This window comes from Allobosea sp. 10L422, from assembly GCF_056395345.1.
Genome location: NZ_JBFTJI010000009.1, coordinates 1 through 23,698, shown reverse-complemented (window position 1 = coordinate 23,698; position 23,698 = coordinate 1). Strand labels below are relative to the sequence as shown.

Sequence of the window (23,698 nt, the reverse complement as noted above, 5' to 3'; positions counted from 1 at the left end):
GGGCCGCTGGATCGGATAGGCAGATGCGTCTGCGTTCGCTCGCCCTGGTTCTGACTGCCGCCTGCCTGCTCCTGATCACGGGCGGGCCGGTTTCCCTTGCCCAGCAGCAACAGCGCAACCTCTTTCAGCTCTTTTGGCAGTTGCCGGCCGCCCAGCAGCGCGCGGCGCCGCAGCCACGCCAGCGTGTCGCGCCCGTCATCCGCCGTCGCGAGGCCCCCGTCGTCGTCCGCGACGACCCGGTCATTCCCAAGGTCGATGTCAACAGCCACATCGTGGTGATGGGAGATTCGCTCGCAAACCTCCTGGCCAACGGCCTTGACGAGGCCCTGAACGACCGCCCGGATACCGAGGTTCTCCACAAGTCAAAGCCGGATTCGGGCCTCGTCCGGACCGACTTCTACGACTGGCCGAAGGCGGTTTCCGATATCCTGGCCAGTGACCAGAAGATCACTCTGGGCGTCATGCTGGTCGGCCTCAACGACCGGCAGCCGATCCGCGAGGGCGAAACCGTCCATGACCCCCTGAGCCCGCGCTGGCTCGAACTCTATCGGGACCGCATCGACCTGATCGCCGACGCCTTCGCGGCCCGCCGCATTCCCTTGATCTGGGTCGGAGCGCCACCCGTGCAGAACGGCCGGCTCTCGGCTGATTTCGTCTCGTTCAACGAGCTTTACCGCCAGCGCGTCGAGAAGGCCGGCGGGCAATATGTCGATCTGTGGGGCGGCTTCGTCGATGCCGAGAACCGCTACACCGCGACGGGTCCCGACGTTTCCGGGCAGCTGACGCGGCTGCGCCTCGGTGACGGCATCCATTTCACTGCCGCCGGCGCCCGCAAGGCCGCGCATTTCGTCGACCTGGTCATCCGCCGCATCATCGAGGCCGCGCCGCAGAACAGCGTGATCGCCCTGCCCGTCTCGCCCGAGACGGGCGCGCCCTCGACCCCCGAGCTGCAGCCCGGCGGCGTCGAGCGCCTGATCGATCAGATGGTCGCCGGCGTGCCGACGATCGGCCTGCCCCCGGCCCTGCAGGCGCGCCCGCTGGCGGGGCCCATCCAGCCGCTGACCGGGCAGGCCCCGACATCCGGGCAGCCGCTGCTCGCCTCGGTCACCGAGGCGCGCGGGCGCGGCGAGGCCGAGCTGCAGCTCGAGCGCGTATTCGGCCAGGGCATCGCGCCCGATCCGGTCCCTGGCCGCCTCGACGATTATCGCTGGCCGCGCTGAGCTCAGCCCGCCATCAGCCGGTCGAACACCGGATCGGGATCATCGACCTCGATGAGCCGCTTGCCGGTGATCACCCAGATCCGAGTCGCCACGGCGCGGACGAAGGCGCGGTCATGGCTGACGAGCAGGCAGGCCGCGCCATGCTCGGTGAGTTCGCGCTCCAGCATGTCCTGCCCTTCGATATCGAGATGGTTAGTCGGCTCGTCCAGCAGGTAGAAATTCGGCTGGGCGAGGCGCAAAAGCAGCATGGCGAGCCGCGCCCTCTGCCCTCCCGACAGACGGGCGAGCGGCGCGCCCTGGGCCTCGCTGGCGATGCCGGCCCCGGCGAGCAGCGTCCGCGCCAGCTGGTCGCCGACATCGCTCGCGCCTTTGACGGCCGCCCAGGGCGTCGGCCAGACATCGAGTTGCGAGAGCGCCTGATCGGAGAAGCCAGGCTTCAGGCTCGCGGCAGCGCGGATCTCCGCATCCGAGCCGTCGAGGGCCGCCCGCAGCCGCGTGACGAAGCGCGTCTTGCCGCTGCCGTTCGCGCCGAGCAGCGCGATGCGATCCCCGTTCTCGATCCAGAGCTGCCCGGTGCGGAAGAGCGGCCTGCCCTCGGGAGTGGCGATCCCCGTATCCTTGATCGCCACCAGCGCCTTGGCATGCGTGCCGCTGTTGACGAGCCGGATCGCCCCGGCCGAGCGCTCCTTATGCGCCGGCCTGGCACTCTCCTCCAGCCTGTCGGCACGCTCCGACAATTGCTTGGTCTTGACCACCAGCAGGTCCGAGCCGGAGTTGATGCCGATGTTCTTGAGCTTGGCCGCCTGCTGCCTGAGCGCCCTGACCTTGCGCATGTCGTTATCGAACTGCCGCCCCCGCGCCGCGTCGCGCTCCTCCAGCGCCTGCAATGCGCGCGAATAGGGCAAGGCGAAATCGGCGCTCTCCGCCGGACGCAGGAAGAGCGTGCGGGTGCTGACATCGTCGAGAAAGGCGCGATCATGGCTCGCGGCGACGACGGCGCAATCCCGCGGCAGGGCGGCGAGGAAGCGTTGCAGCACGCCGATGCGCTCGAGATCGAGATGGTTGGTCGGCTCGTCCAGCAGCAGCAGATCTGGTTCGACCACCGCGGCGCGCGCCAGCAGCATCGTGCGCTGCCAGCCGCCCGACAGGCTGGCGACGGCACGGCCGCGCAGCCCCTCGTCAACCATGAGGTCGTCCAGCAGCACGTCGACCCGCCAGCTTTCGGTTTCGGCGGCCTCGGCGTCGAGCGCATCGCGTACCGCCTCGTAGAAGCTCATCGGCAGGAGGCGCCCGTGCGGGTCTTGCGGCGCGAAGGCGGTGACGAGACCGCGGGCACGGGTCAGCGTCCCGTCCGTGGCCTCTTCCTGGCCGGCCAGGATACGCAGCAGCGAGGATTTCCCGCGCCCATTGGCGGCGACGAGACCGAGGCGGTCACCCTTGGCGACGGAGAGGTTGAGCCCGGCGAAAAGCTGGGCGCTGCGGACGAGCGAAAAATCTTTGATGGCGATCAGGGACATCGGAATCTCATGAAGTCAGGCAGGCGCGAACAAACGCGCCGAAAAGGGCTGACGATGAGACGGCGATGCGTTCCCGGTCAGCCCCGCGAGATGAAGCGCGGGGCGGAAACAGGTCCTCGGGTGCGGAAATGGAAGCCCTGGCTCAGCGCCAGCTTCGCCGTCTGTTTCGATTCCATGGCTGCCACCATAGCGGCGCCGGCCCGGATGAACACTGCGTCCACGGCATAACGGTCGCCATCGCGACGCTGGTCATCGCGACGCGCCCGGTGCGGCGCCGACGGAACCGCCGCGTCTGCAATGGATTGATCGCCCGTGAGAGGAGGCCAGACGATGCCCAGATTCGTGACGATCGGCTATGGCGACCGGGCAGGCTATGACCGCACGGCCCCGGCCCTCCGTGACGCAGCCCACGCCCAGGATGCGGCGCTCCTCGAACGCGGTGCCGTGATCGGCATTGCCGGGCAAGCGGTACAGGTTCGCAACCCCGATGCCTCCGGGGTCCGGACGCAGACCGGTGCCTTCATGTCGTCACAGCTGCCCGTGGCCGGTTTCGCCATCATCGAGGCTGCCGATCTCGCCGAGGCCATCGATCTGGTTTCTCGGGTTCCCTGTGCCGTCGCACACGGGGTCGTCGAGATCTGGCCGCTGGAGCAACCGGGTTAGGGCTACGGGAGCCTCCGCGCCCACCGGCATGGGAGGCGACCGTCCAGGGCCTGCTCCGGCGATTGGGAGAAGGCGGCTGCCGGCTGCATGCTGGCGGCAAGGTTCCGGACGATTTGGCTCGTCGCCTCGGCTATGCGATCGTCGCCGCATCGCGAACGAACGAGCGAGGGCGCAATGGATACGGACCAGGCGGCCAAGGACCGCGTCACACAAGTCTTGAAGAAGCACCTGGAGCTCGCTCAAGAGCAGCTCGACATGGCCGAGCGAGGCGTCCTTTTGTCGATCGACGGGGCGCCCGAAGGAATCAACCTGACCAAGGAAGCGCTGGCCATTCGCGTCGAGCAACTGCAGGGAGCACTCGACCGGCAGCGAGGACGCGGCTGAAGCCGCCGCCGCCGCCCGACTTGGACCAGGCGTCTAGCCTCGCGCGATCTGCGCAAGAAGGTCGCGCAGGTTCAATTCGGCCTCGGATCTGCCCCCATGGACGGCGCTTGCGGGAATGCCCGACAGCGTCGCACACATCACATCCTTCGGCGTCAGGCCGAACTCCTTCTTGAAGGAGCGGCTGAAGCTCGACGGATCGGGAAAGCCCAGCCCCTCCGCGATCGCGGCGATCGAGCGGAAATTGGTGCCGCTCGACAGCTCTGCGTAGCACTGCTTCAAGCGCCGCCGCTGGATATAGTTCCTCACGCCGCCCTCGCTTTCGAGCAGGCGATAGAGCTGGGAGCGGGACATGCCAGCCTCCCGGCACAGGAGATCCGGCCCGAGAGTGCTGCAGTGCAGATTGAGATCCACGATGCGCCTGACGATCTCCTTGCGGGCCACCGCAACAGGAACGGCACCAAGAAAACTGTGATCCGACGACGGCGCGATGCAGGCGAGCAGCATGCCGCGGACGGTGGTCTGCAGGGCGGGCAGATCCGCATCGGAGAAGCTTGACACGTTGCGCGCCAGCAGCGTGATGAATTCCGCGAGCAGCTTGCCCATTGCGTCGCTGATCGGCCTGCCCTCGACCCCTTCCAGAACGGCGGTCACCTCCGGAAAAGTATCGCGCGGCAGATAGAGCTGCAGCCGGTCGTCCGCCTCGCGGAAGCTGACGAGCTCGCGCCCCAGCGACGCCACGAAGGGCGTATCGGCGGGCACGTCGATCGAGCGCAGGCGCCCCGCCTCGCCCAACGTCCGCGCGTGGCCGATCGTGATGTTCCAGTGGTCGATGGGGTTGCGCCGGACGAGATCGGCCGTGCGGAACGCCCGCAGTTTCGGCGCCCGGACCCGGCTCAGGCCGAAACCGCCGAAGTTCCAGGTTTCGCTGGTCGCGGAAAAGCCCGCCTGAGGATCGTCGACCTCGACATCGAAGACGGCGTCGAACCACCCGCGCCAAGCATCCAGCTGCTTCGCTTGGGGCAGGCCGACCGTTGTGAAAATAACCGGCGTCATCTGACCAAGCGACAACGAAAGGACACAAGCGCGCTTGCACTCCACCTCGGCTCTCAGGTCAAGTATTAATTCGGTGCAACGGCAGACCCTGCCGCTTCTCTAGGCGAATATCGCCCGTATCAATGAATTCACAACAATTCCACGCGTCGACCGGCTGAAAATCCGGCTAAAGGACCTCACCCCACTGCCTTCTTGTCTCTGGTGGAAAAAGCACAGCGCACGGGCCGGCATATCGGCCGACCGGGCTGCCGGACAGCGATTGGCTCGCGATCGTGCCGGAGGGCGATGCCCTCACACCGGCAGGATCGTCGCGCCCATCAGCTCCTTGTCGATGGCATGCGCTGCCTGACGGCCCTCGCGGATCGCCCAGACCACGAGCGACTGGCCGCGGCGCATGTCGCCTGCGACGAAGACCTTGTCGGTGCTGGTCTTGTAGTCGCGGTCATTGGCGACGACGTTGGCGCGCTTGTCCACCGCCGCGCCTGACTGGGCGATCATGCCTTCGATCAGCGATCCCGCGAAGCCGATGGCGAGGAAGCAAAGATCGGCCTGGAGCACGAATTCGGTGCCGGGGGTGGGCTTGCGCTTCTCGTCGACGCGGGCGCATTTCACACCAGTCAGCCGGCCGTTGCGGCCTTCGAGCCCGAGCGTCGCCGCCTGGAATTCGCGCTCGGCGCCCTCGGCCTGCGAGGACGACGTGCGGAACTTCGTCGGCCAGTACGGCCAGACGGTGAGCTTGTCCTCGATCTCCGGCGCCATCGGCCGGATGTCGAGCTGCGTCACCGAGAGCGCGCCTTGCCGGAAGGCAGTGCCGACGCAGTCGGAGGCCGTGTCGCCGCCGCCGACAACCACGACGTGCTTCCCGGCCGCCAGGATCGGTGCCTCGTTCGAGATGTCCTCGCCGCCGATGCGCTTGTTCTGCTGGGTGAGGTAGGGCATCGCGTAATGCACGCCGGCAAGGTTCGTGTCCGGCAGGCCGGGGTCGCGCGGCGCTTCCGCACCGCCCGTCATCAGCACCGCGTCGTGCTCGGCGACGAGCGTCGCGAAGGGCAGGGTCACGCCGACATGGGCGTTGTAGTGGAAGGTGACGCCCTCCGCCTCCATCTGCTTCACCCGGCGGTCGATATGCCCCTTCTCCATCTTGAAATCGGGGATGCCGTAGCGCAGCAGGCCGCCGGCCTTGGCCTCGCGCTCGTAGAGATGGACGTCGTGGCCGACGCGGGCGAGCTGCTGCGCCGCCGCCATGCCGGCCGGGCCGGAGCCGACGATGGCGATGCGCTTGCCCGTGCGCTTGGCCGGAATTTCCGGCGCGATCCAGCCCTCTTCCCAGCCCTTGTCGGCGATCGCCTGCTCGATCGTCTTGATCGTCACCGGCATGTTCTCGAGGTTGAGCGTGCAGGCTTCCTCGCAAGGCGCGGGGCAGATGCGCCCGGTGAACTCCGGGAAATTATTGGTGGAGTGGAGGTTACGCAGCGCATCCTCCCAGCCGCCGGAATAGACCAGCTCGTTCCAGTCCGGGATCTGGTTATGGACCGGGCAGCCAGTCGGACCATGGCAGAACGGGATGCCGCAATCCATGCAGCGCGCCGCCTGCTTCTTGATATCGCGCTCCTCCAGCGGGAGCGTGAACTCGCGGAAATGCCGGATGCGGTCGCCGGCGAGCTGATACTTCTGCTCCTGCCGGTCGAATTCGAGAAAGCCTGTGACCTTGCCCATGCCGTTTCTCTCGCCGTGTGCCCGGGATTTCCCGCGCGCGTGCCTTAACCTGATCGCGTGACCGGGGCCTGACGGCCCCGGAGGTTCCGTGCCTTATTCGGCAGCCTGCAAGGTGCGGGCCTGCTCCATCTCGCGCAGCGCGCGGCGGTATTCGACCGGCATCACCTTGACGAATTTGGTGCGGTAATCCGCCCAATTGTCGAGGATCGTGCGGGCCCGCTGCGAACCGGTGTAGTTGGCGTGGTTCGTCAGCATCTGCATCAGGCGCTCCTCGTCATGGCCGGACATGTTGGTCATGTCGATGCGGCCCTTATGCTCGAGATCGCCGCCATGATGGTGCAGCCGCTCCATCAGCTCCTCTTCCTCCTCGACCGGTTCGAGATCGACCATCGAGAGGTTGCAGCGCGACTTGAAGGTGCCGTCCTCGTCCAGCACATAGGCGATACCGCCGGACATGCCGGCCGCGAAGTTGCGGCCGGTCTGGCCGATGACCGCGACGACGCCGCCGGTCATGTATTCGCAGCCATGGTCGCCGGTGCCTTCCACCACTGCGATGGCGCCGGAGTTGCGCACTGCGAAGCGCTCGCCGGCGACGCCGCGGAAATAGGCCTCGCCCGCGATCGCGCCGTAGAGCACGGTGTTGCCGACGATGATCGAGCGCTCCGGCACGGCCCTGGCCGCCGGGTCGGGCCTGACGATCAGCTTGCCGCCGGAGAGGCCCTTGCCGACATAGTCGTTGGCCTGGCCGGTCAGCTCGGCGGTAACGCCCGCCGCGAGGAAGGCGGCGAAGCTCTGGCCGGAGGTGCCCTTCAGCTTCACCGTGATGGTGTCATCGGGCAGGCCGGCATGGCCGTACTTCTTCGCCACCGCGCCGGACAGCATCGCACCGGTCGAGCGGTCGACGTTGCAGATGCTCTCCTCGATCACGACCGGCGTGCCGGTCTCGATCGCGCCTTCCGCCGCCTTGATCAGCCTGCGGTCCAGCACCGTGTCGATCGGGTGCTTCTGCAGCTCGACATGGCGGATCGCCACCTCCGGCAGATCGACCTTGTGGAAGAGCTTGCTGAAGTCGAGCCCCTTCGCCTTCCAGTGCGCGATGGCGTCCTGCTTGTCGAGCAGATCGGAGCGGCCGACGAGTTCCTCGATCTTCGTGAAGCCCATCTCCGCCATGATCCGGCGAACATCCTCGGCCACGAAGAAGAAGTAGTTCACCACATGCTCGGGCAGGCCCTTGAAGCGCTTGCGCAGCACCGGGTCCTGCGTCGCGACGCCGACCGGACAGGTGTTGAGATGGCACTTGCGCATCATGATGCAGCCGGCCGCGATCAGCGGCGCGGTCGAGAAGCCGAACTCGTCGGCGCCGAGCAGCGCGCCGATAATGACGTCCCGCCCCGTCCGCAATCCGCCGTCGACTTGCAGCGCCACGCGCCCGCGCAGCTGGTTCAGCACCAGCGTCTGCTGCGTCTCGGCGAGGCCGATCTCCCAGGGCGAGCCGGCATGCTTCAGCGAGGTCAGCGGGCTCGCGCCCGTGCCGCCCTCGAAGCCGGAGATGGTGATATGGTCGGCGCGCGACTTGGCGACACCGGCGGCCACCGTGCCGACGCCGATCTCCGACACCAGCTTCACCGAGACATCGGCCGCAGGATTCACATTCTTCAAGTCGAAGATCAGCTGGGCGAGATCCTCGATCGAGTAGATGTCGTGATGTGGCGGCGGCGAGATCAGGCCGACGCCCGGCGTCGAATGCCGGGTCCGCGCGATCTTGGCATCGACCTTGTGGCCGGGCAGCTGGCCACCCTCGCCGGGCTTGGCTCCTTGAGCCACCTTGATCTGCATCACGTCGGAGTTGACGAGATATTCGGTAGTGACGCCAAAGCGGCCGGACGCGATCTGCTTGATCGCCGAGCGCTTCGAGCGGCCGTCCGGCATCGGCTTGAAGCGGATCGATTCCTCGCCGCCCTCGCCGGTGTTCGACTTGCCGCCGATCTGGTTCATCGCGATGGCGAGGGTCTCATGCGCCTCGCGCGAGATCGAGCCGAAGGACATCGCGCCGGTGGCGAAGCGCTTCACGATATCGGCAGCGGATTCGACGCTCTCCAGCGGCACCGGCGCCCGCCCGTCATCCTCGGCCATCTTGACCTTGAACAGGCCGCGGATGGTGCTGAGCCGCTGCGCGTCGTCGTTCACCTGACGGGCGAACTCCTCGTAGCGATCCTGCGCGTTGAGGCGCACCGCATGCTGCAGCGAGGCGACGACGTCCGGCTTCCAGACATGGTCCTCGCCGCGGACGCGGTACATGTACTCCCCGCCGATATCGAGGCTGTTGCGGTAGAGCGGCGAGTCGCCGAAGGCGTCGCGGTGGCGGCGCAGGCTCTCTTCCGAAATCTCGTCGAGGCCGACACCCTCGATCGCGGTGCCCGTCCCGAAGAAGAACTTGTCGACGAAAGCGGTCTTCAGGCCGACCGCATCGAAGATCTGGGCGCCGCAATAGGACTGGTAGGTCGAGATGCCCATCTTGGACATCACCTTCAGCACGCCCTTGCCGACCGACTTGATATAGCGCTTCACCACCTCGTCGGCGTCGACCTCCTCCGGGAAGGCGCCCTGCTCATGCTGATCGAGCAGGGTGTCGAAGGCGAGATAGGGATTGATCGCCTCGGCGCCGTAGCCGGCGAGGCAGCAGAAGTGATGGATCTCGCGCGGCTCGCCCGACTCGACGACGAGGCCGACCGAAGTGCGCAGGCCCTTGCGGATCAGGTGATGGTGCACCGCCGCCGTCGCCAGCAGCGCCGGGATCGGGATACGGTCCGGCCCGACCTGCCGATCGGACAGGATGATGATGTTGTAACCGCCATGCACCGCAGCCTCGGCACGCTCGCAGAGCCGCTCCAGCGCGCCTTCCATGCCGGCCGCGCCCTCGCGCGCCGGGTAGGTGAAGTCGATCGTCTTGGTGTCGAAACGATCCTCGTAATGGCCGATGCAGCGGATCTTCTCGAGATCGTCATTGGTCAGGATCGGGGTACGAACTTCCAGCCGCTTGCGCCGCGAGGTGCCTTCGAGGTCGAGGATGTTCGGCCGCGGCCCGATGAAGGAGAGCAGACTCATCACCAGCTCCTCGCGGATCGGGTCGATCGGCGGGTTCGTCACCTGCGCGAAGTTCTGCTTGAAATAGGTGTAGAGCAGCTTCGACTTGAGCGAGAGCGCCGAGATCGGCGTGTCCGTGCCCATCGAACCCACGGCTTCCTGCCCGGTCACCGCCATCGGCGCCATCAGCAGGCGGACATCCTCGGTGGTGTAGCCGAAGGATTGCTGGCGATCGAGCAGCGGCACGTCGGTGCGCGAGGCCCGCGCCTCGACCGGCGGCAGATCCTCCAGCACGATCTGCGTGCGCTTCAGCCAGTCCTTGTAGGGGTTGGCGAGGCACAAGGACGTCTTGATCTCGTCGTCGCCGATGATGCGGCCCTGCTCCAGGTCGATCAGCAGCATCTTGCCCGGCTGGAGGCGCCACTTCTCGACGATCTTTTCTTCCGGGATCGGCAGCACGCCGAATTCCGAGGCAAGCACGACGAGCCCGTCATCGGTGACGAGATAGCGAGCGGGGCGAAGGCCGTTGCGGTCCAGCGTCGCGCCGATCTGGCGGCCATCGGTGAAGGCGATCGCCGCCGGCCCGTCCCAGGGCTCCATCAGCGCGGCGTGGTATTCGTAGAAGGCGCGCCGCTCCTCGTTCATCAGAGGGTTGCCGTTCCATGCCTCCGGCACGAGCATCATCATGGCATGGGCGAGCGAATAGCCGCCCTGCACCAGGAATTCGAGCGCGTTGTCGAAGCAGGCGGTGTCGGACTGGCCTTCATAGGAGATCGGCCAGAGCTTCGAGATATCCGAACCGAACAGGTCGGAATCGACGCTCGCCTGCCGCGCCGCCATCCAGTTGACGTTGCCGCGCAGCGTGTTGATCTCGCCGTTATGGGCGACCATCCGGTAGGGATGGGCGAGGCGCCAGGACGGGAAGGTGTTGGTCGCGAAGCGCTGATGGACCAGCGCGATGGCGCTGTCGAAGCGCTCGTCCTGCAGATCCTTGAAGTAGGAGCCGAGCTGGTTCACCAGCACCATGCCCTTGTAGACGATGGTGCGGCAGGACATCGAGACGGGATAATATTCCGCCGTCCGGCGTTCCTGATGCTTGTAGACCTTGTTCGAGACCGACTTCCTGAGGACATAGACCTGCCGCTCGAACTCGTCTTCGTCCGCGATGTCGTCGGGACGGCCGACGAAGAGCTGGCGATGCACCGGCTCGGTCTCCAGCACGGCCTTGCCGAGGTCGGCGTTATCGACCGGCACATCGCGCCAGCCGAGGAACTTCAGGCCTTCCTCCTCGACGGTCTGGGAGATGATCTCCTCGCAGAGCGCGCGGATCGCCGGATCGCGCGGCATGAAGAACTGGCCGATGGCGTAGAAGCCGGGCTCCGGCAGATCGATGCCGAGCTTCGCCGTCTCTTCCTTGAAGAAGCGATGCGGGATCTGCACCAGGATGCCGCAGCCGTCGCCGAGCTTCGGATCGGCGCCGACGGCGCCGCGATGGTCGAGATTGTGCAGGATCTGCAGGCCCTGCTGGACGATGGCGTGGCTCTTGCGGTTCTTCATGTCGGCGATGAAGCCGACGCCGCAGGAGTCTTTTTCGTTGCGGGGATCGTACAGGCCCTGATGCGTCGGCATTGCCGGGTCGCGCACGGCCGGAAAACGCTCGAAGCCCTCTGCGCCGCTCGACTTGCTGGTCACGCTCATCGTCAAACCCCGCTTCTCAGAACCCGCTGGCGCGCCGCCTGCGGGCAGACCCGTCAGTCCACAATCCCTTCCGCTCCGGCCCCGGCGCCGACCTGTCGGCAGCAAGGATGGGGCCAAGGCGGCTCGGCCGTCGTCTTGTGAGAGGCTTGCTTGCGCTTTGTTTCCACCGCGCCCGCGTCCTCCGCAGGCGCTTCGGGCGGCTCTCGCCCGCTCGCGCCTGTCTTCAGGCCGTCGTTTTACGGACGGCGCATGTACGGTCGGCTTTGGCGTCGTTAGCCCGGCCTCTCGTCATGCTCCGCTCCATTGCGACGGCGCGACCTCCAGCTTGCATCGGCTTTCGGTCGGCGCGGTGAAAAATGGGACAGCAACACTGTCCTATCGAGATGAACTTGCCAGAATTCCAATCTACGCACAAGCGTCGATTTTGCACCGCGGCGAAATTTTATTGCAAAATTGAATCCGCGCCAGACATTTCCGAGACGAAAGCCTAACTCCGGCAGCACGCTTCTTGTTTTTGGGCATGGGGCGAGGTTTCGGCCCGGCGCCGCGCGCAAGCCCCCCTTTCCCAACGCTCGCTTGGCAGAACACCGCCATCCGCCTAACCCTCGGCCATGCATTTCTTCAGCGACAACACCGCCGCCGCCAGCCCCCGCGTCATGGCCGCCCTCGCCGCCGCCAACGAGGGCAACGCCTCGCCCTATGGCAAGGACGACTGGACGCGCCGCGTCGAGGAGCGTTTTGCGGAGATCTTCGAGCACGAGGTCTCGGTCTTCCTCGTTCTCACCGGCACGGCGGCGAATGCGCTCGCTCTGGCCAGCATCGTGCGGCCCTGGGGCGCCGTCCTCACCCATGAGGAGGCCCATGTCGTCGAGGACGAATGCGGCGCCCCCGAATTCTTCAGCGACGGCGCCAAGCTCGTCGACTTGCCCGGCACCGGCGCCAAACTGAAACCGGAAACCGTGACGAAGGCGCTCTCGCATCTGCGCGACGGCGATTTCCATCAGGTGCAGGCGCAGGCGCTGACGATTACGCAGGCGACCGAATGCGGCACGATCTATACGCCCGCCGAGGTGCGGGCACTCAAGGACGCGGTCACGCCACGCGGTCTCAAGCTGCATATGGACGGCGCGCGCTTCGCCAATGCACTGGTCACGCTCGGCTGCACGCCCGCGGAGGTCACCTGGAAGGCCGGCGTCGACGTGCTCTCCTTCGGCGGCACCAAGAACGGCGCGCTCGCGGCCGAGGCCGTCATCTTCTTCGACCCCGGCCATGCCGAGGAGATGAAGTGGCGCCGCAAGCGCGCCGGCCAGACCCTGTCAAAGGGCCGCTTCCTCGGCGCCCAGTTCGAGGGGCTGCTCGCCGACGGTCACTGGCTCGACCTCGCCCGCCATGCCAACGCCCAGGCCAGGCGCCTGGCGGATTCCGTCGCGCAGGGCAGCGCGGCGCGTCTGGCCTGGCCCTGCCAGGCGAACGAGGTCTTCATCGTGCTGCCCCCGGCCGTGCAGGAGCGGCTGAAGGCGGCCGGCGTCGGCTATTATGACTGGTCGGCTCGCTCGCTGCCTCCAGAGGCGCCGCTTCAGGACGGTGAGATCGTCGGCCGCTTCGTCCTGTCCTTTGCAACCGAGCCGGAGCATGTCGAGCGCCTGGTCGCTGCCATCGCCGGCTGAAACGGCGCATTTCAGCCCCGTTTCCAACCCCATGCCTGCCGCAATCCCTAACAAGACTGCCCGCCACGAAAGCAGTCGTTAAGGAAGGGTGGCATGGCAAATCGTTCGACGGCGCCGGGGCGCATCGCGCTGATGGGCTTGGTCGTGGCCGGCGCTCTGGCCGGCACGATGGGAGCCGCCGGGGCCCAATACTACTATTACGACGACGGGTACGACCCCTATCCGGCCTATGGCTACGGCTATCGCTACGACTACGGTTACGCGCCCCGCCCGCCGGCGGTGGTTCCGCGTGCGCCGGCACCTGTATCCCCCAATACGGTCAGCCGCATCGCCGCCCGCAACTACGGCCTTGTCAGAATCGATCGCTCGATCCGCCGGGACGACACCTATGTTGTCGATGGCGTTACGGCTGGCGGCCAGCGCCTGCGCCTGGTTCTCGATGCCTATGCCGGCGAGCTGATCCGCCGCATCCCACTGCGCGGCCAGGCCGTGCCCGCGCCGAATGTCGCCCGCATTGACCCGCATCAGGAGCAGGCGGCACCGCGCCCGCGTCTCGTGCCCCAGCCGCCCGAACGACCGGCCGAGCTGAAGCCGCCGGCAGAAGCCAGCGCACCGGCGACGTCCGCTCCGCCATCGCCGGCCGCACCACCCGCCTCCGAGCCCGTTAAGCCCGCTGAAACGGCCCCGATCGAAGCGAACGCTCCGGCCACGGCCTCACCGCCCTCGCCCGCTGCGCCACCCGTGCCGGAATCTGCGAAGCCTACCGAGAAACCACCCTTAGAGGCCAGCGCGCCCGCGACATCCTCTCCGCCGCAGCCAGCGAAACCGGCGGAGCCTTCGCCGGGCGCGACCAACCCCGAGACCGGTGCCGACAAGCCCAAGCTCGTCAATCCCAGCGATGTGCGCGGAACCGACGAGGCGGAACGCAAACCACCGCTGACGACCGCAGCGCCGGCCACCCAAGTGCCGTCGATCCCGCCCGTGCAGCAGATCGATCCATCGCCATCCACGCCCAGGCCGGAGACGCCGATCGCTCCCGTGGTTCCGCTGAACTGACAGGCACCATCGCATCGGAAGATGCGCGGCGATCTAGCAAAAAAGGCTCCCGTTTCCGGGAGCCTTTCTCTTTCAGCCCAATGGACCGATTGGATTACGCGGCTTTGGCGGTCTCGATCTTGGCTTCGAGAACCTTGGCCGAACTGGCACCGATCGGAATCTGGCGCGGCTTCTTGGCCTCGGGAATCTCGCGCACGAGGTCGATATGGAGCAGGCCGTTCTCAAGGCTGGCTCCGGTCACCTGTACGTAGTCGGCAAGCTGGAAGCGGCGCTCGAAGGCGCGGGCGGCGATGCCCTGATGCAGAACTTCGCGCTTCTCGGCGCCGCTGGAAACCTGCTTCTCGCCCTTGACGGTCAAGGCATTTTCCTTGGCCTCGATGGCGAGGTCAGCCTCGCCGAAGCCCGCAACCGCAATGGTGATGCGATAGCCGTTCTCGGCAGTCCGCTCGATATTGTAGGGCGGATAGCCCGGCGCGGCGTCGCTGCTCGTCGCCTGATCGAGGAGATTGAACAGGCGGTCGAAACCGACAGTCGAGCGATAGAGAGGGGAGAGATCGAATTGACGCATGATATGTCCTCCGAAGAAGCGACAATTTAGTCAGCCCGCCTCGCCTGAGCGCGGGCCTGGTTTAGGTCTGCGCAGCCGGTTCCGGCCTGCGCATCCATGATCTGGGTTGGCTTTCCCGCTTTTCAAGAGCCCCCGCCGACGGGCATAAGCAAAGCTCGGAAGCAGTTCGGCGACCGATGAGGGCGGGCGGTCGCGATGCGGAGAGAGCCAATGGCCGAGGCCGTTCTTTTTGCCCATATCGGCTATCCCGTGCCGGGCCACAGCAAGGTCTGGTTTGCCAAGACCAATGACGGCGCCAATTTGCGCTTCGCCAGCTGGCGCCCCACGGTCAAGCCAGCGCGCGGCACGATCGTCGTCGTGCAAGGCCGGGCCGAGTTCATCGAGCGCTACAGCGAAACCATCTCGGAGCTACGCCGTAGAGGCTTCCATGTGCTGAGCTTCGACTGGCGCGGCCAGGGCGGCTCGCAGCGTTTCGTCCGGCGCGAACGCAAGGGCCATGTCGGCCGTCTCAAGCACTACGAAGCCGATCTCGCTCTTGTGATGGCGCAGATGCAGGCAAAGTTCCCGCCGCCCTATTTCGTCCTCGCGCACTCGATGGGGGCAGCGCTCTGCCTCGACGCCGCCCGTCATGACGCCCTGCCGGTGTCGCGCATGGTGGCGCTCGCCCCCATGCTCGGCCTCACCATGATCGCGCACCCGGCCCGGGCCAGCCGCCTCGCGAGCCTTCTCTATTGGCTGGGTTTGGGCCGCGCCTTCGTGCCGGGCGGCGGCGATACGGCCATCGCGACGAAACCCTTCGAGGGCAACCGGCTGACGAGCGATGCCGTCCGCTACGCCCGCAACAGCGCGCTCTCGGCCGAGGCACGCCATCTCAGCGTCGGCGACCCGACCATCGCCTGGGTCCGCACGGCCTTTCGCCTGATGGCCCGTCTCAACGCCCCCTCGGCCGCGCTGGAGGTGAAGGTGCCGACGCTGATCATCGCCGCCGGGCAGGACCCGGTGGTCTCGACACCTGCAATCGAGCGTTTCGCCGCGCGCCTCAAGACCGGCTCCGCGCTGGTCCTGCCGACGGCGCGACACGAAATCCTCATGGAGAACGACGCGATCCGCGCCCAGTTCTGGGCCGCCTTCGACGCCTTCATTCCCGGCGAGGACCAGACTGCGGCCGCCTCAGCCGGCGAGCCGCGCGAGGGCGACCTCATGCAGCGCCTTGCTGCCGGCGGCGAGGACGCGTCCGCCCCCGGCGGCGCTGCCGCCATCCCATGAGGTGACCACGCCGCCGGCTCCTTCGATGATCGGGATCAGAGCGACGATGTCATAGGGCTTGAGGCCGCTCTCGATGACGAGATCGACATGGCCTGCCGCTAGCATGCAATAGGCGTAGCAGTCGCAGCCATAGCGCGAGAGCCGGACCTGCTTCTCGACACGGCCGAAAGCCTTCGCCTCCTCGCCTTTGAACAGCCCCGGCGAGGTCGTCATCAGCGTTGCGGCAGCGAGATCGGCGGTCGCCCGCGTCCGCAGCTTCCGCGGCCCGCCCGGCCCCTCATAGCGCGCCTCGCGCCCGTCGCCGGAATAGCGTTCACCGGAAAAGGGCTGATGCATCATGCCGTAGACCGGCACGCCCTTGCGCGTCAGGCCGATCAGCGTGCCCCAGACCGGGATGCCGGAAATGAAGGCCCGCGTGCCGTCGATCGGATCGAGCACCCAGACATAGTCGGCTTCGGTGTTCTCACTGCCGAATTCCTCGCCGAGCACCCCATGAGCCGGAAACTGCCGCTTGATCATATGGCGCATCACCGATTCGCCGGCGCGGTCGGCCTCCGTTACCGGGTCGAACACGCCGCCCTGCGACTTGTCCTCGGTCGCATGATGCGCGCGGAAGAACGGCAGGATCGCCCGCCCCGACTGCGTCGCCAGCTCCGCGACGAAAGAGCCGAAATCGACTGCGCTCATGAACCGGTCTCCAATTTGCTGCTCTGCAGCATCAATGCCGTAGAATACGAGTTCCGAAACAGGCTCGATCGCCAAAATTCCACGAAAAACCCGAAAATTAGCACGCCGTCATGCGACACGCGCATGACGCCTGCGATTTTGGTCAATTTCGCTTGTGTTTTGCAGCGCACTCTCATATTGTGCACTGCGAAGGGGAGATGACCTCAAACCTTCATTGCCCTCCTTGGGCGTTTCCTCCCTAGACTTGGGCCGCCACGCAAGTGTGCGGCCCTTTTTTCTTGTCTGCCGGCTCTGGTTCCGATCGTCGACAGCCTTATTCGGCAGCCTCGCGCCAGTCGTCGAGCCAGCCGCTCCAGCGCGCGAAGCAATCGGCCATCGCGCTCGCGATCGCCTGCTCGACTGCCGTGAAGCCCACATGCGGCTCCAGCGTCGCTTCGTTCATGTAAAGCGCCCGGTTGACCTCGATCTGCAGGGCATGGACCCCCGCAGCCGGCGCGCCGTAATGCTCGGTGATGAAGCCGCCGGCATAGGGACGGTTGCGGGAGACGCTGAAGCCGAGCCGCGTGAAGGCCTGTTCGGCGATGTCGATGATATAGCCCGCCGCGCTCGTACCGAAGCGATCGCCCAGGATGATATCGGACTTCGACAGCCCGTCCCGGTCGAGCCCGGCTGATGGCATCGAATGCGCGTCGACCAGGATGCAGGTGCCGAACGCCCCCTGGGTGCGCTGAACGAGCCCGCGCAAGCCAGCGTGATAGGGCCGGTAAAGCCCGTCGATTCGCGCGAGCCCCTCCGCGATCGGGATGCGCCCGAAATAGATCTCCTGCGCGTCGCCGACGATGCGGGGAATGGTGCCAAGCCCGCCGGCAACCCGCATCGAGCGCGTATTGGCGAAGGGCGGTACCCGGCCCTCGAACATGCGCGGATCGAGCTCATAGGGCTCGCGGTTGACGTCGAGATAGGCGCGGGGGAACTCCGCCACCAGCAAAGGCGCGCCCAGCGCGACGCTCTGCCCGAACAGGCGGTCGACAAAAGCGTCCTCCGAGCGCCGGAGGCTGCGCAGCGGCAGTCGGGCCGCATCGACGAAGCCACGCGGATAGCGCCGTCCCGCATGCGGCACGTCGACCACCACCGGCACGACCTGAAGTGCCGGCTGATACAGGCTGAACGGCCGTTCGATCTCGGCGACGACGTCGTCGGGGTCTGGCGGGAAAGGGGCGGAGAACGCGCTCATGTCCCACGAGAGAAGCACACAAACCCGGCCGGTTGAAGCGATGTCGTGAAGCGGTGGAAATCCATGCTCGGATTCACCCGTTGTTTACCATGATGGCGCCTTATAGGCCTGTATGGTTCCCACTGCGCGGACAGGCGAGTACGCAGGCCCTTTCCAAGGCCCGGCGGACGTCCCGTACGCCAGACGCATCGAAACGCAGGCCTCAGGACGGACAGAACAGGCCCATGACGAAGATACTGCTCGCGGAAGACGACAACGATATGCGTCGCTTCCTGGTCAAGGCCCTGCAGAATGCAGGCTATGACGTCGCTTCCTTCGACAATGGCCTGTCGGCCTATAATCGTCTCCGCGAGGAGCCGTTCGAGCTGCTGCTCACCGACATCGTCATGCCGGAGATGGACGGCATCGAGCTGGCGCGCCGCGCCACCGAGCTCGATCCCGACATCAAGGTGATGTTCATCACCGGCTTCGCCGCGGTCGCGCTCAACCCTGATTCGCAGACGCCGAAGGACGCGAAGGTGCTCTCCAAGCCCTTCCATCTGCGCGAGCTCGTCCACGAAGTCGAGAAGCTGTTGGCGGCTTAAGAAGCTGTTTGGCACCGTGCTGCGGCGTGCCGAATGGCGGTGTTTTTCGAGAACCGGAGCGCAGCATACGCTTGTATGTGAGCCCCGGAAGCGCGGAATGCGCCGCCAGTCGACCCCCGCAGTCGGAGATGCCAACAGCCTCGTAGAATTTATGCGGCAAACGCCTTGCAAGCTGCGAAGCGAGCCGCTATAGCCCCCTCACCTCGCAGCGTGATCGCGGCCGACACGGCCCGGACACGCTACCGAAAGTCGCTTTCAGCGGCGAACGGGCGCGTAGCTCAGCGGGAGAGCACTACGTTGACATCGTAGGGGTCACAGGTTCGATCCCTGTCGCGCCCACCATTTTCCAAGCCCCGGAAATCGCTTTAGAAAAGCGGTTTTCGGGGTTTTTGATTTGGCCTCTGAATCTTCGGTCAAAATGCCGCTTTGCACGCGGTTTGCACGCAGACGTTTTTTCAGCGCAGACACGAGCTGAGGCGAGCATGCTGCAGCGCGGGTGGCCCCCACTCAATGCGGGCGATTTCCATCATCCCCTCCAGGCACGAAAAGGCGCGCCCGTCTTGTTATTAGTGACGTAACAAGAATCAGCCATGACGAATCGTATCAGCTACCCCGACCTGCCGTGTCATGACGGCCAGAAAGGTCGCAGGCCCCCTGCGCGTCTCTAAGGCAACGGTTACGCGCCTGGCTCGCAACGGCACTCTTCAAACGATGCCGATCCCCGGGGGCCTGCTTGTCGTCCAGGATGAAGTCACGCCCTTCATGAAGCATGGCCCTAGCAACCCGCCGAAGCCGTCCGAGCTAAGCGACGAATTGCCTGCCGCCTAGCCGAGCCTCGGCCAAGTCCCTCTCCCGCCCAAGCAGATAGCCGACGTTCCGACCATCATCCCTGGCCGCGTGGAGACGCTATGCCCACAATCTACACCACTATCGAAAACTTCGGCGCGTACGCGCTCGTTCGACATCAGAACGGGATCTTCTACATCGCCTGGTACGATTCGGACGTTCGGCAGACCAGGCGCCGCAGCCTGAAAACCAAGGTGAACAGCGACGCGACCGACCGCGTCAGGCAGATCAGCGAATTGGGGGATGGCGGGCGACCCCAGTGCTGCACTGGCAACAAAGCCCGTCCGGACCGTGGTCGATGTCCTCGATGAACACCGGGATTATGTGAAGGGCCTGGCCTCAGTCGAGGCCGAGACGATCCATATTGATCTGATCTGCGCATCCGCCATCGCCAGCAAGCGCGTGGCTGCGCTGACCCTCCGGGATTTTGAGGCACTGCGCGAAGACTGGGTCGCAAAAGGCGCCAAGATCAGCACGGTCAGCCGACGGCTTTCGACGCTGAGATCCGCCATCAAGCGCGCAGGCGACAATAAGCAGCTTTCCGAGAAAGACACTCCGAAGATTCCGGAGTTTCGGACCGCCAACCACGTGCGCGCGGCCGAGCCCAAGGGCGACCCCTGCGGTACCGCGGCCCTGGCCAAACTGTACGATGCCACCAACGAGCCGCATCTCCAGCTGTACTGGGCTTTGCTGTTCGCCACCGCGGGGCGCCAATCGTCGGTTCTCGAACTTGAAGACGGCCAGATCGATCGCGAGCATTCGTTGATCGACCTCAGCCCAAAGGGCCGTGTCCAGACAGACAAGTATCGACCGATCCTGCCCATCCAGCCGGCGTTGCAGCCATGGTTGGCTTTGCTTCCACAGGGACGCCTTATCCCCTGGCGCGAGAAACCGGTTGCCAGCATCAAGACTGGGGTTAGGCGCGCCATCGCCCGCGCCGGCCTGCCTGATGACATCAACAGCTATTCGGTCCGCCACAGCCTTGGCCGCTTCATGACACGCGAGGGCATCGATCCCGGGCAGATCAGCGTTTGGCTCGGCCATGTCAGGCCGCCCCAGAACAACAAGACCACCCTGATCTATTCGCCTTTCGCGCCAACCTACATGATCGATGCAAGGAAGGGGGTCGAGAAATTCGTCGGGGAGATCGCGGCTCTGGCAAAGACGCCGCTGCTGACGCCGCCGGAAGCCGTCAAAGCCTACCTGCAGCGCCTCATCACGATCGAAAAGCGTGACCGCGAAGGCTGAGGCGACAGACATGTTTGCCTTCGTTCGCGCCGCCCCGATCAAGAATGCCAACTACCTGACCGCGATGAGCCGCCATGCCAGGCGTCTCGATGGGCGAAGCGAGATTCGCTCCGATGCGATCGCCGGAACGGCGCTCGTGTGGCAACCACCCAACACGCCGCAATTTGAGGACGGGCGCGACTACCGCTCCAACCTGCGCCTGCATCTACACGAGCACGGCGCCCATATCCGTAAGCGTGCGGCCCTCGGGCTGCATCTGCTCGTGGGCGTTTCCCCAGCATGGGTGGAGGAAACAGGGTCGCTTCACGCCATGGACAATCCCCGCAACGTCGCGCTCTTCCGCGAGGCGCTGGCCTGGGTCGAGACCTGGGCCAGTGCGAACTCGGTTTTCGGTGCCCGGTTGGACCTCGACGAAGCCGGCGGCGCGGTTGTCGACATCTTCTGCGCCCCTCTTTTTGAGGAAGCACACAAGAGTGGTCGAAGGCACCTTTGTGTCAGCAACCGCAAGGCATTGAAGGGCCTGCAGGCCAGCTATGGCACGACCAAGTCCTATATTGCACTTCAGTGTTCCTGGCACGGCTGGGCCGTATGCACCCTCGATCAGCGCCTTCGGCGGGGTGAGCCCGTGTTGCAGACGAAACGGCGGCATCTTTCGGTCCGGGCGTTCAAGGAACAGATGAAACCCCGGGACCTCGAAGCAGAAGCGAACGAGCCTTTCGGCTTTGGTGTCGGAACGAAGCGCCGATAGATGCCGAGGCCAGGGTTGCCAAGCAGGTCGTGCGCCAAGATTCTCAGCCCGCCAGCAACCAATTGCTCAACAAAATGCTTCTGGATCTACTCCGACATAACCTCCCAAGTCCCGCGCAGCGTTGAATACGTTTTCCATCGGCTTTGCCGAACGCTCACGTCTCGCGGAATCCAGCGCCACCCGATCGGCCCAACAGGCGGCTTGGTATAGCGCCTTCTTTTGCAGCATTTCGTCCCGAACACACTGGCCGCGTGCCAGAAGAAGCGGTTCTTTACGGCAATGCTAACAACAACCTCGTCGAGACGCCAAACACTGTACCGCACGGCCGCCGGCCGCAAAGCGTGCGCGTGGCCAAGCGGGCAATATGCTGCGGCATCGGAGCAGAGTCGCCAGAGGTGAATGTGCAGCAAACTTAGGGGGTGGATGGAGAACCGCTGAAGTGCTAGCCCTCGTGTAAGCATGCAGCTACTATCAGGATCATTCTTGCCCATTTTTGACGTTACGCGCAATGCGATCGAAGCGAAGCAGCGCGTCTATCAAGCGCTAATCACCCGCTTCGTGATTGGTCGCTACGGCAGAGAGAATATCGGCTTCATGTGGACCATCGTGGAGCCGATGATCTTATGTGTCGGTGTTATGGCCATCTGGTCATTCACGAAGGGGCAGAGCGACCATGGCGTGAACATAGTCGCGTTTGTCCTGACTGGTTATGTACCCCTCACGCTGTGGCGCCATCAAACCGGGTACGCCGTCAATTGTCTTAGAAACTTCAAATTCTTGACGATATTTCGTCACTTATCTCTTTTCGATGCGATGATGTCCAAGCTGTTTCTTGAATTCATTTCCGTTTCCGGGGCCGGTTTGGTTGTCTTGGCAATCTTATATGCTGTCGGACTAATCGAAGCGCCGCATGACTGGGGTGCAGTCATTTTGGGTTGGCTTATGATGGGGTCGCTCGGGACAGGGATGGGCATCCTAACAGCAGCGCTCTCCGAGACGACAGACCTGATCGAGAAGGTCAACCAGCCGCTCCAGTACTTCCTGCTTCCATTTTGTGGATGCTTCTACATGGCCGGCTGGCTGCCCGACGCCACGAGGGAGTATGCATTATTTATTCCAATGCTTCACTCCTACGAGATGATTCGAGCTGGCTTCTTCGGCCCTGAGATAAGGACCTACTCTGATCCGTTCTTTGGCTTCTCCTGCGCATTGGCAATGGCTGGCCTGGGATGCTTCGTCTTCGAACGCGTCAAAAATCACGTCGAGGCCTGATGACTAGAGCATCGGACCTGAAATCGAAATCGTTGGGATTCCCTTTAATGCTGCTTTGTGATTCACCGTTTTCGGAGGTGGATCATGGGTCGCAACTATTCGAACGATCTTCGTGAACGGGTTGCAGGCTTCGTTGAGGCGGGTCATTCGCGCCGTGCGGCGGCGCGCCATTTCGGTGTGAGCGAGAGTTTTGCGGTCGAGCTGCTTCAGCGGGCGAGCAAGCTGAAGACGCTGCGTCCCGCACGCCAGGGGCGCCCGGCCGGCAGCAGGTTGGATACGCACGGCGCCTTCCTGGTGGCGCAGGTCGAGGCGACGCTCGACATCACGATGCCCGAGCTGGCCGCCCGGCTGGTCGCGGCGACGGGTGTCGGCGCGGCGCCGGCGGTTCTGTCGCGCTTCCTGTGCCGGCTGGGCTTCACATATAAGAAAAGGGCTGATGGCATCGGAATGCGCACGCGCGGACATTGCTGAGCAGCGCCATCTCTGGATCACGCGCGGGACTGTCAGGATTTCCGTGTGCGGGCGGCCATAATGAACCCGAAGGAGGTTCTCGATGGCACGACGCAAAGCTCCCCGCATTCCTGACGCGCTTCTCGACCAGCTGCTGGCTGGCGCCGATCCCAAGACTGCATTCGACGCCAACGGGCTGCTCGACGATTTGAAGAAGGCCTTGGCCGAGCGGGCTCTGAACGCCGAGATGGATCATCATCTGGCGAGCGATGAGGCCGGCAACAGCCGTAATGGCTACGGCCGCAAAGCGGTGACGACCGAGACCGGCCGGATCGAGCTGGAGATCCCGCGCGATCGACAGGCGAGCTTCGATCCACAACTCATCGCCAAGTACCAGCGCCGCTTTCCCGGCGTCGACGACAAGATCATCTCGATGTACGCCCGCGGCATGAGCGCACTCGAGATCGTCGGGCATCTGCGCGAGCTCTACGGCATCGAAGTCTCGCCCGATCTCATCAGCGCCGTGACCGAAGCGGTGCTGGAGGAAATCGCCGCCTGGCAGGCGCGGCTGCTGGAGCCGGTCTATCCTGAACCGCGCCGGGTTTGTCGGAGGCTCCAACTCCTGAGAAGGTGGAGCGATGACGAGCAAGACGACGAACAAGTTCTCGCCTGAGGTGCGTGGGCGCGCGGTGCGGATGGTGCTGGATCATGAGGCCGAGCATCCGTCGCGCTGGGCG

The 23,698-nt window shown here is 65.1% G+C and carries 18 protein-coding genes, 1 tRNA gene and 1 pseudogene; 13 read left to right on the top strand and 7 right to left on the bottom strand.

Annotation, left to right across the window (positions count from 1 at the left end; all coding sequences use genetic code 11):
- Nucleotides 1-23: 23 nt before the first annotated feature.
- The gene (locus tag AC1DEZ_RS17845; RefSeq protein WP_476780230.1) at nucleotides 24-1,220 is read left to right on the top strand and encodes an SGNH/GDSL hydrolase family protein; all 1,197 of its coding nucleotides are present in this window, start codon (nucleotides 24-26) and stop codon (nucleotides 1,218-1,220) included.
- A gap of 2 nt (nucleotides 1,221-1,222) precedes the next feature.
- Here AC1DEZ_RS17845 and AC1DEZ_RS17840 read toward each other — a convergent pair whose 3' ends face one another.
- Nucleotides 1,223-2,737 (bottom strand): ATP-binding cassette domain-containing protein, encoded by a 1,515-nt coding sequence (locus AC1DEZ_RS17840; protein ID WP_476780229.1) that lies wholly within the window; start codon nucleotides 2,735-2,737, stop codon nucleotides 1,223-1,225.
- Between the two features lie 330 nt (nucleotides 2,738-3,067).
- On the opposite strand from AC1DEZ_RS17840, the gene AC1DEZ_RS17835 reads away from it, so the two are divergent.
- Both AC1DEZ_RS17835 and AC1DEZ_RS17830 read left to right on the top strand, forming a co-directional pair.
- Complete coding sequence (locus AC1DEZ_RS17835; RefSeq protein WP_476780228.1) at nucleotides 3,068-3,400, top strand: YciI family protein; 333 nt, start codon at nucleotides 3,068-3,070, stop codon at nucleotides 3,398-3,400.
- A 174-nt stretch (nucleotides 3,401-3,574) separates the two neighbouring features.
- A complete protein-coding gene (locus tag AC1DEZ_RS17830; RefSeq protein WP_441510437.1) occupies nucleotides 3,575-3,784 on the top strand; it encodes a hypothetical protein in 210 nt (69 codons plus the stop codon).
- Nucleotides 3,785-3,817: 33 nt separating this feature from the next.
- Here AC1DEZ_RS17830 and AC1DEZ_RS17825 read toward each other — a convergent pair whose 3' ends face one another.
- The 3 genes from AC1DEZ_RS17825 to gltB form a co-directional block, all read right to left on the bottom strand.
- Nucleotides 3,818-4,837, bottom strand: a complete 1,020-nt coding sequence (locus AC1DEZ_RS17825; protein WP_441510438.1) for a helix-turn-helix domain-containing protein — start codon at nucleotides 4,835-4,837, stop codon at nucleotides 3,818-3,820.
- Between the two features lie 291 nt (nucleotides 4,838-5,128).
- Nucleotides 5,129-6,553, bottom strand: a complete 1,425-nt coding sequence (locus AC1DEZ_RS17820; RefSeq protein WP_476780227.1) for a glutamate synthase subunit beta — start codon at nucleotides 6,551-6,553, stop codon at nucleotides 5,129-5,131.
- A gap of 93 nt (nucleotides 6,554-6,646) precedes the next feature.
- Entirely contained in the window at nucleotides 6,647-11,335 is a 4,689-nt protein-coding gene (gene gltB, locus AC1DEZ_RS17815) for a glutamate synthase large subunit (protein WP_476780226.1), read from the bottom strand.
- A gap of 611 nt (nucleotides 11,336-11,946) precedes the next feature.
- Between gltB and AC1DEZ_RS17810 the strand changes: the two genes are divergently transcribed.
- Together AC1DEZ_RS17810 and AC1DEZ_RS17805 are read left to right on the top strand one after the other, a co-directional pair.
- Nucleotides 11,947-13,002, top strand: a complete 1,056-nt coding sequence (locus tag AC1DEZ_RS17810) for a threonine aldolase family protein (protein ID WP_476780225.1) — start codon at nucleotides 11,947-11,949, stop codon at nucleotides 13,000-13,002.
- 93 nt (nucleotides 13,003-13,095) lie between these two features.
- Entirely contained in the window at nucleotides 13,096-14,058 is a 963-nt protein-coding gene (locus tag AC1DEZ_RS17805) for a hypothetical protein (RefSeq protein WP_476780224.1), read from the top strand.
- A gap of 94 nt (nucleotides 14,059-14,152) precedes the next feature.
- Here AC1DEZ_RS17805 and AC1DEZ_RS17800 read toward each other — a convergent pair whose 3' ends face one another.
- Nucleotides 14,153-14,626, bottom strand: a complete 474-nt coding sequence (locus AC1DEZ_RS17800) for an Hsp20 family protein (protein ID WP_476780223.1) — start codon at nucleotides 14,624-14,626, stop codon at nucleotides 14,153-14,155.
- 210 nt (nucleotides 14,627-14,836) lie between these two features.
- Between AC1DEZ_RS17800 and AC1DEZ_RS17795 the strand changes: the two genes are divergently transcribed.
- On the top strand, nucleotides 14,837-15,892 hold the full coding sequence (locus AC1DEZ_RS17795) for an alpha/beta fold hydrolase (protein ID WP_476780222.1): 1,056 nt from the start codon (nucleotides 14,837-14,839) through the stop codon (nucleotides 15,890-15,892).
- Here the strand turns inward: AC1DEZ_RS17795 and hisN are convergent.
- Both hisN and AC1DEZ_RS17785 read right to left on the bottom strand, forming a co-directional pair.
- Nucleotides 15,797-16,579, bottom strand: coding sequence for a histidinol-phosphatase (gene hisN / locus AC1DEZ_RS17790; RefSeq protein WP_476780221.1), 783 nt, complete (start codon nucleotides 16,577-16,579; stop codon nucleotides 15,797-15,799). The genes AC1DEZ_RS17795 and hisN overlap by 96 nt on opposite strands.
- Before the next feature lie 313 nt (nucleotides 16,580-16,892).
- A complete protein-coding gene (locus tag AC1DEZ_RS17785; RefSeq protein WP_476780220.1) occupies nucleotides 16,893-17,813 on the bottom strand; it encodes an N-formylglutamate amidohydrolase in 921 nt (306 codons plus the stop codon).
- Nucleotides 17,814-18,037: 224 nt separating this feature from the next.
- Between AC1DEZ_RS17785 and cpdR the strand changes: the two genes are divergently transcribed.
- The 7 genes and pseudogenes from cpdR to AC1DEZ_RS17750 form a co-directional block, all read left to right on the top strand.
- Nucleotides 18,038-18,397, top strand: a complete 360-nt coding sequence (cpdR, locus tag AC1DEZ_RS17780; protein ID WP_476780219.1) for a cell cycle two-component system response regulator CpdR — start codon at nucleotides 18,038-18,040, stop codon at nucleotides 18,395-18,397.
- 267 nt (nucleotides 18,398-18,664) lie between these two features.
- Nucleotides 18,665-18,739: transfer RNA gene (locus AC1DEZ_RS17775), tRNA-Val, on the top strand.
- A 747-nt stretch (nucleotides 18,740-19,486) separates the two neighbouring features.
- A complete protein-coding gene (locus AC1DEZ_RS17770) occupies nucleotides 19,487-20,491 on the top strand; it encodes a tyrosine-type recombinase/integrase (RefSeq protein WP_476780218.1) in 1,005 nt (334 codons plus the stop codon).
- A gap of 10 nt (nucleotides 20,492-20,501) precedes the next feature.
- Nucleotides 20,502-21,239 carry a hypothetical protein gene (locus AC1DEZ_RS17765; protein WP_476780217.1) on the top strand — a complete coding sequence of 246 codons (738 nt, stop codon included), beginning with the start codon at nucleotides 20,502-20,504 and terminating at the stop codon, nucleotides 21,237-21,239.
- Nucleotides 21,240-21,722: 483 nt separating this feature from the next.
- Entirely contained in the window at nucleotides 21,723-22,511 is a 789-nt protein-coding gene (locus AC1DEZ_RS17760) for an ABC transporter permease (protein WP_476780216.1), read from the top strand.
- Between the two features lie 84 nt (nucleotides 22,512-22,595).
- A complete protein-coding gene (locus AC1DEZ_RS17755; RefSeq protein WP_476780215.1) occupies nucleotides 22,596-22,982 on the top strand; it encodes an IS630 transposase-related protein in 387 nt (128 codons plus the stop codon).
- Nucleotides 22,983-23,064: 82 nt separating this feature from the next.
- Nucleotides 23,065-23,550, top strand: a pseudogene (locus tag AC1DEZ_RS17750) (transposase); the annotation flags it as partial.
- Between the last annotated feature and the right edge of the window lie 148 nt (nucleotides 23,551-23,698).

Coding starts and splice junctions, on each gene's coding strand:
- AC1DEZ_RS17795 (WP_476780222.1), top strand. CDS start 14,837: ATGGCCGAGGCCGTTCTTTTTGCCCATATCGGCTATCCCGTGCCGGGC.
- gltB (WP_476780226.1), bottom strand. CDS start 11,335: ATGAGCGTGACCAGCAAGTCGAGCGGCGCAGAGGGCTTCGAGCGTTTT.
- AC1DEZ_RS17840 (WP_476780229.1), bottom strand. CDS start 2,737: ATGTCCCTGATCGCCATCAAAGATTTTTCGCTCGTCCGCAGCGCCCAG.
- AC1DEZ_RS17820 (WP_476780227.1), bottom strand. CDS start 6,553: ATGGGCAAGGTCACAGGCTTTCTCGAATTCGACCGGCAGGAGCAGAAG.
- cpdR (WP_476780219.1), top strand. CDS start 18,038: ATGACGAAGATACTGCTCGCGGAAGACGACAACGATATGCGTCGCTTC.
- AC1DEZ_RS17835 (WP_476780228.1), top strand. CDS start 3,068: ATGCCCAGATTCGTGACGATCGGCTATGGCGACCGGGCAGGCTATGAC.
- AC1DEZ_RS17765 (WP_476780217.1), top strand. CDS start 20,502: ATGTTTGCCTTCGTTCGCGCCGCCCCGATCAAGAATGCCAACTACCTG.
- AC1DEZ_RS17770 (WP_476780218.1), top strand. CDS start 19,487: ATGGCGGGCGACCCCAGTGCTGCACTGGCAACAAAGCCCGTCCGGACC.
- AC1DEZ_RS17825 (WP_441510438.1), bottom strand. CDS start 4,837: ATGACGCCGGTTATTTTCACAACGGTCGGCCTGCCCCAAGCGAAGCAG.
- AC1DEZ_RS17845 (WP_476780230.1), top strand. CDS start 24: ATGCGTCTGCGTTCGCTCGCCCTGGTTCTGACTGCCGCCTGCCTGCTC.
- AC1DEZ_RS17800 (WP_476780223.1), bottom strand. CDS start 14,626: ATGCGTCAATTCGATCTCTCCCCTCTCTATCGCTCGACTGTCGGTTTC.
- AC1DEZ_RS17810 (WP_476780225.1), top strand. CDS start 11,947: ATGCATTTCTTCAGCGACAACACCGCCGCCGCCAGCCCCCGCGTCATG.
- AC1DEZ_RS17805 (WP_476780224.1), top strand. CDS start 13,096: ATGGCAAATCGTTCGACGGCGCCGGGGCGCATCGCGCTGATGGGCTTG.
- AC1DEZ_RS17755 (WP_476780215.1), top strand. CDS start 22,596: ATGGGTCGCAACTATTCGAACGATCTTCGTGAACGGGTTGCAGGCTTC.
- hisN (WP_476780221.1), bottom strand. CDS start 16,579: ATGAGCGCAGTCGATTTCGGCTCTTTCGTCGCGGAGCTGGCGACGCAG.
- AC1DEZ_RS17785 (WP_476780220.1), bottom strand. CDS start 17,813: ATGAGCGCGTTCTCCGCCCCTTTCCCGCCAGACCCCGACGACGTCGTC.
- AC1DEZ_RS17830 (WP_441510437.1), top strand. CDS start 3,575: ATGGATACGGACCAGGCGGCCAAGGACCGCGTCACACAAGTCTTGAAG.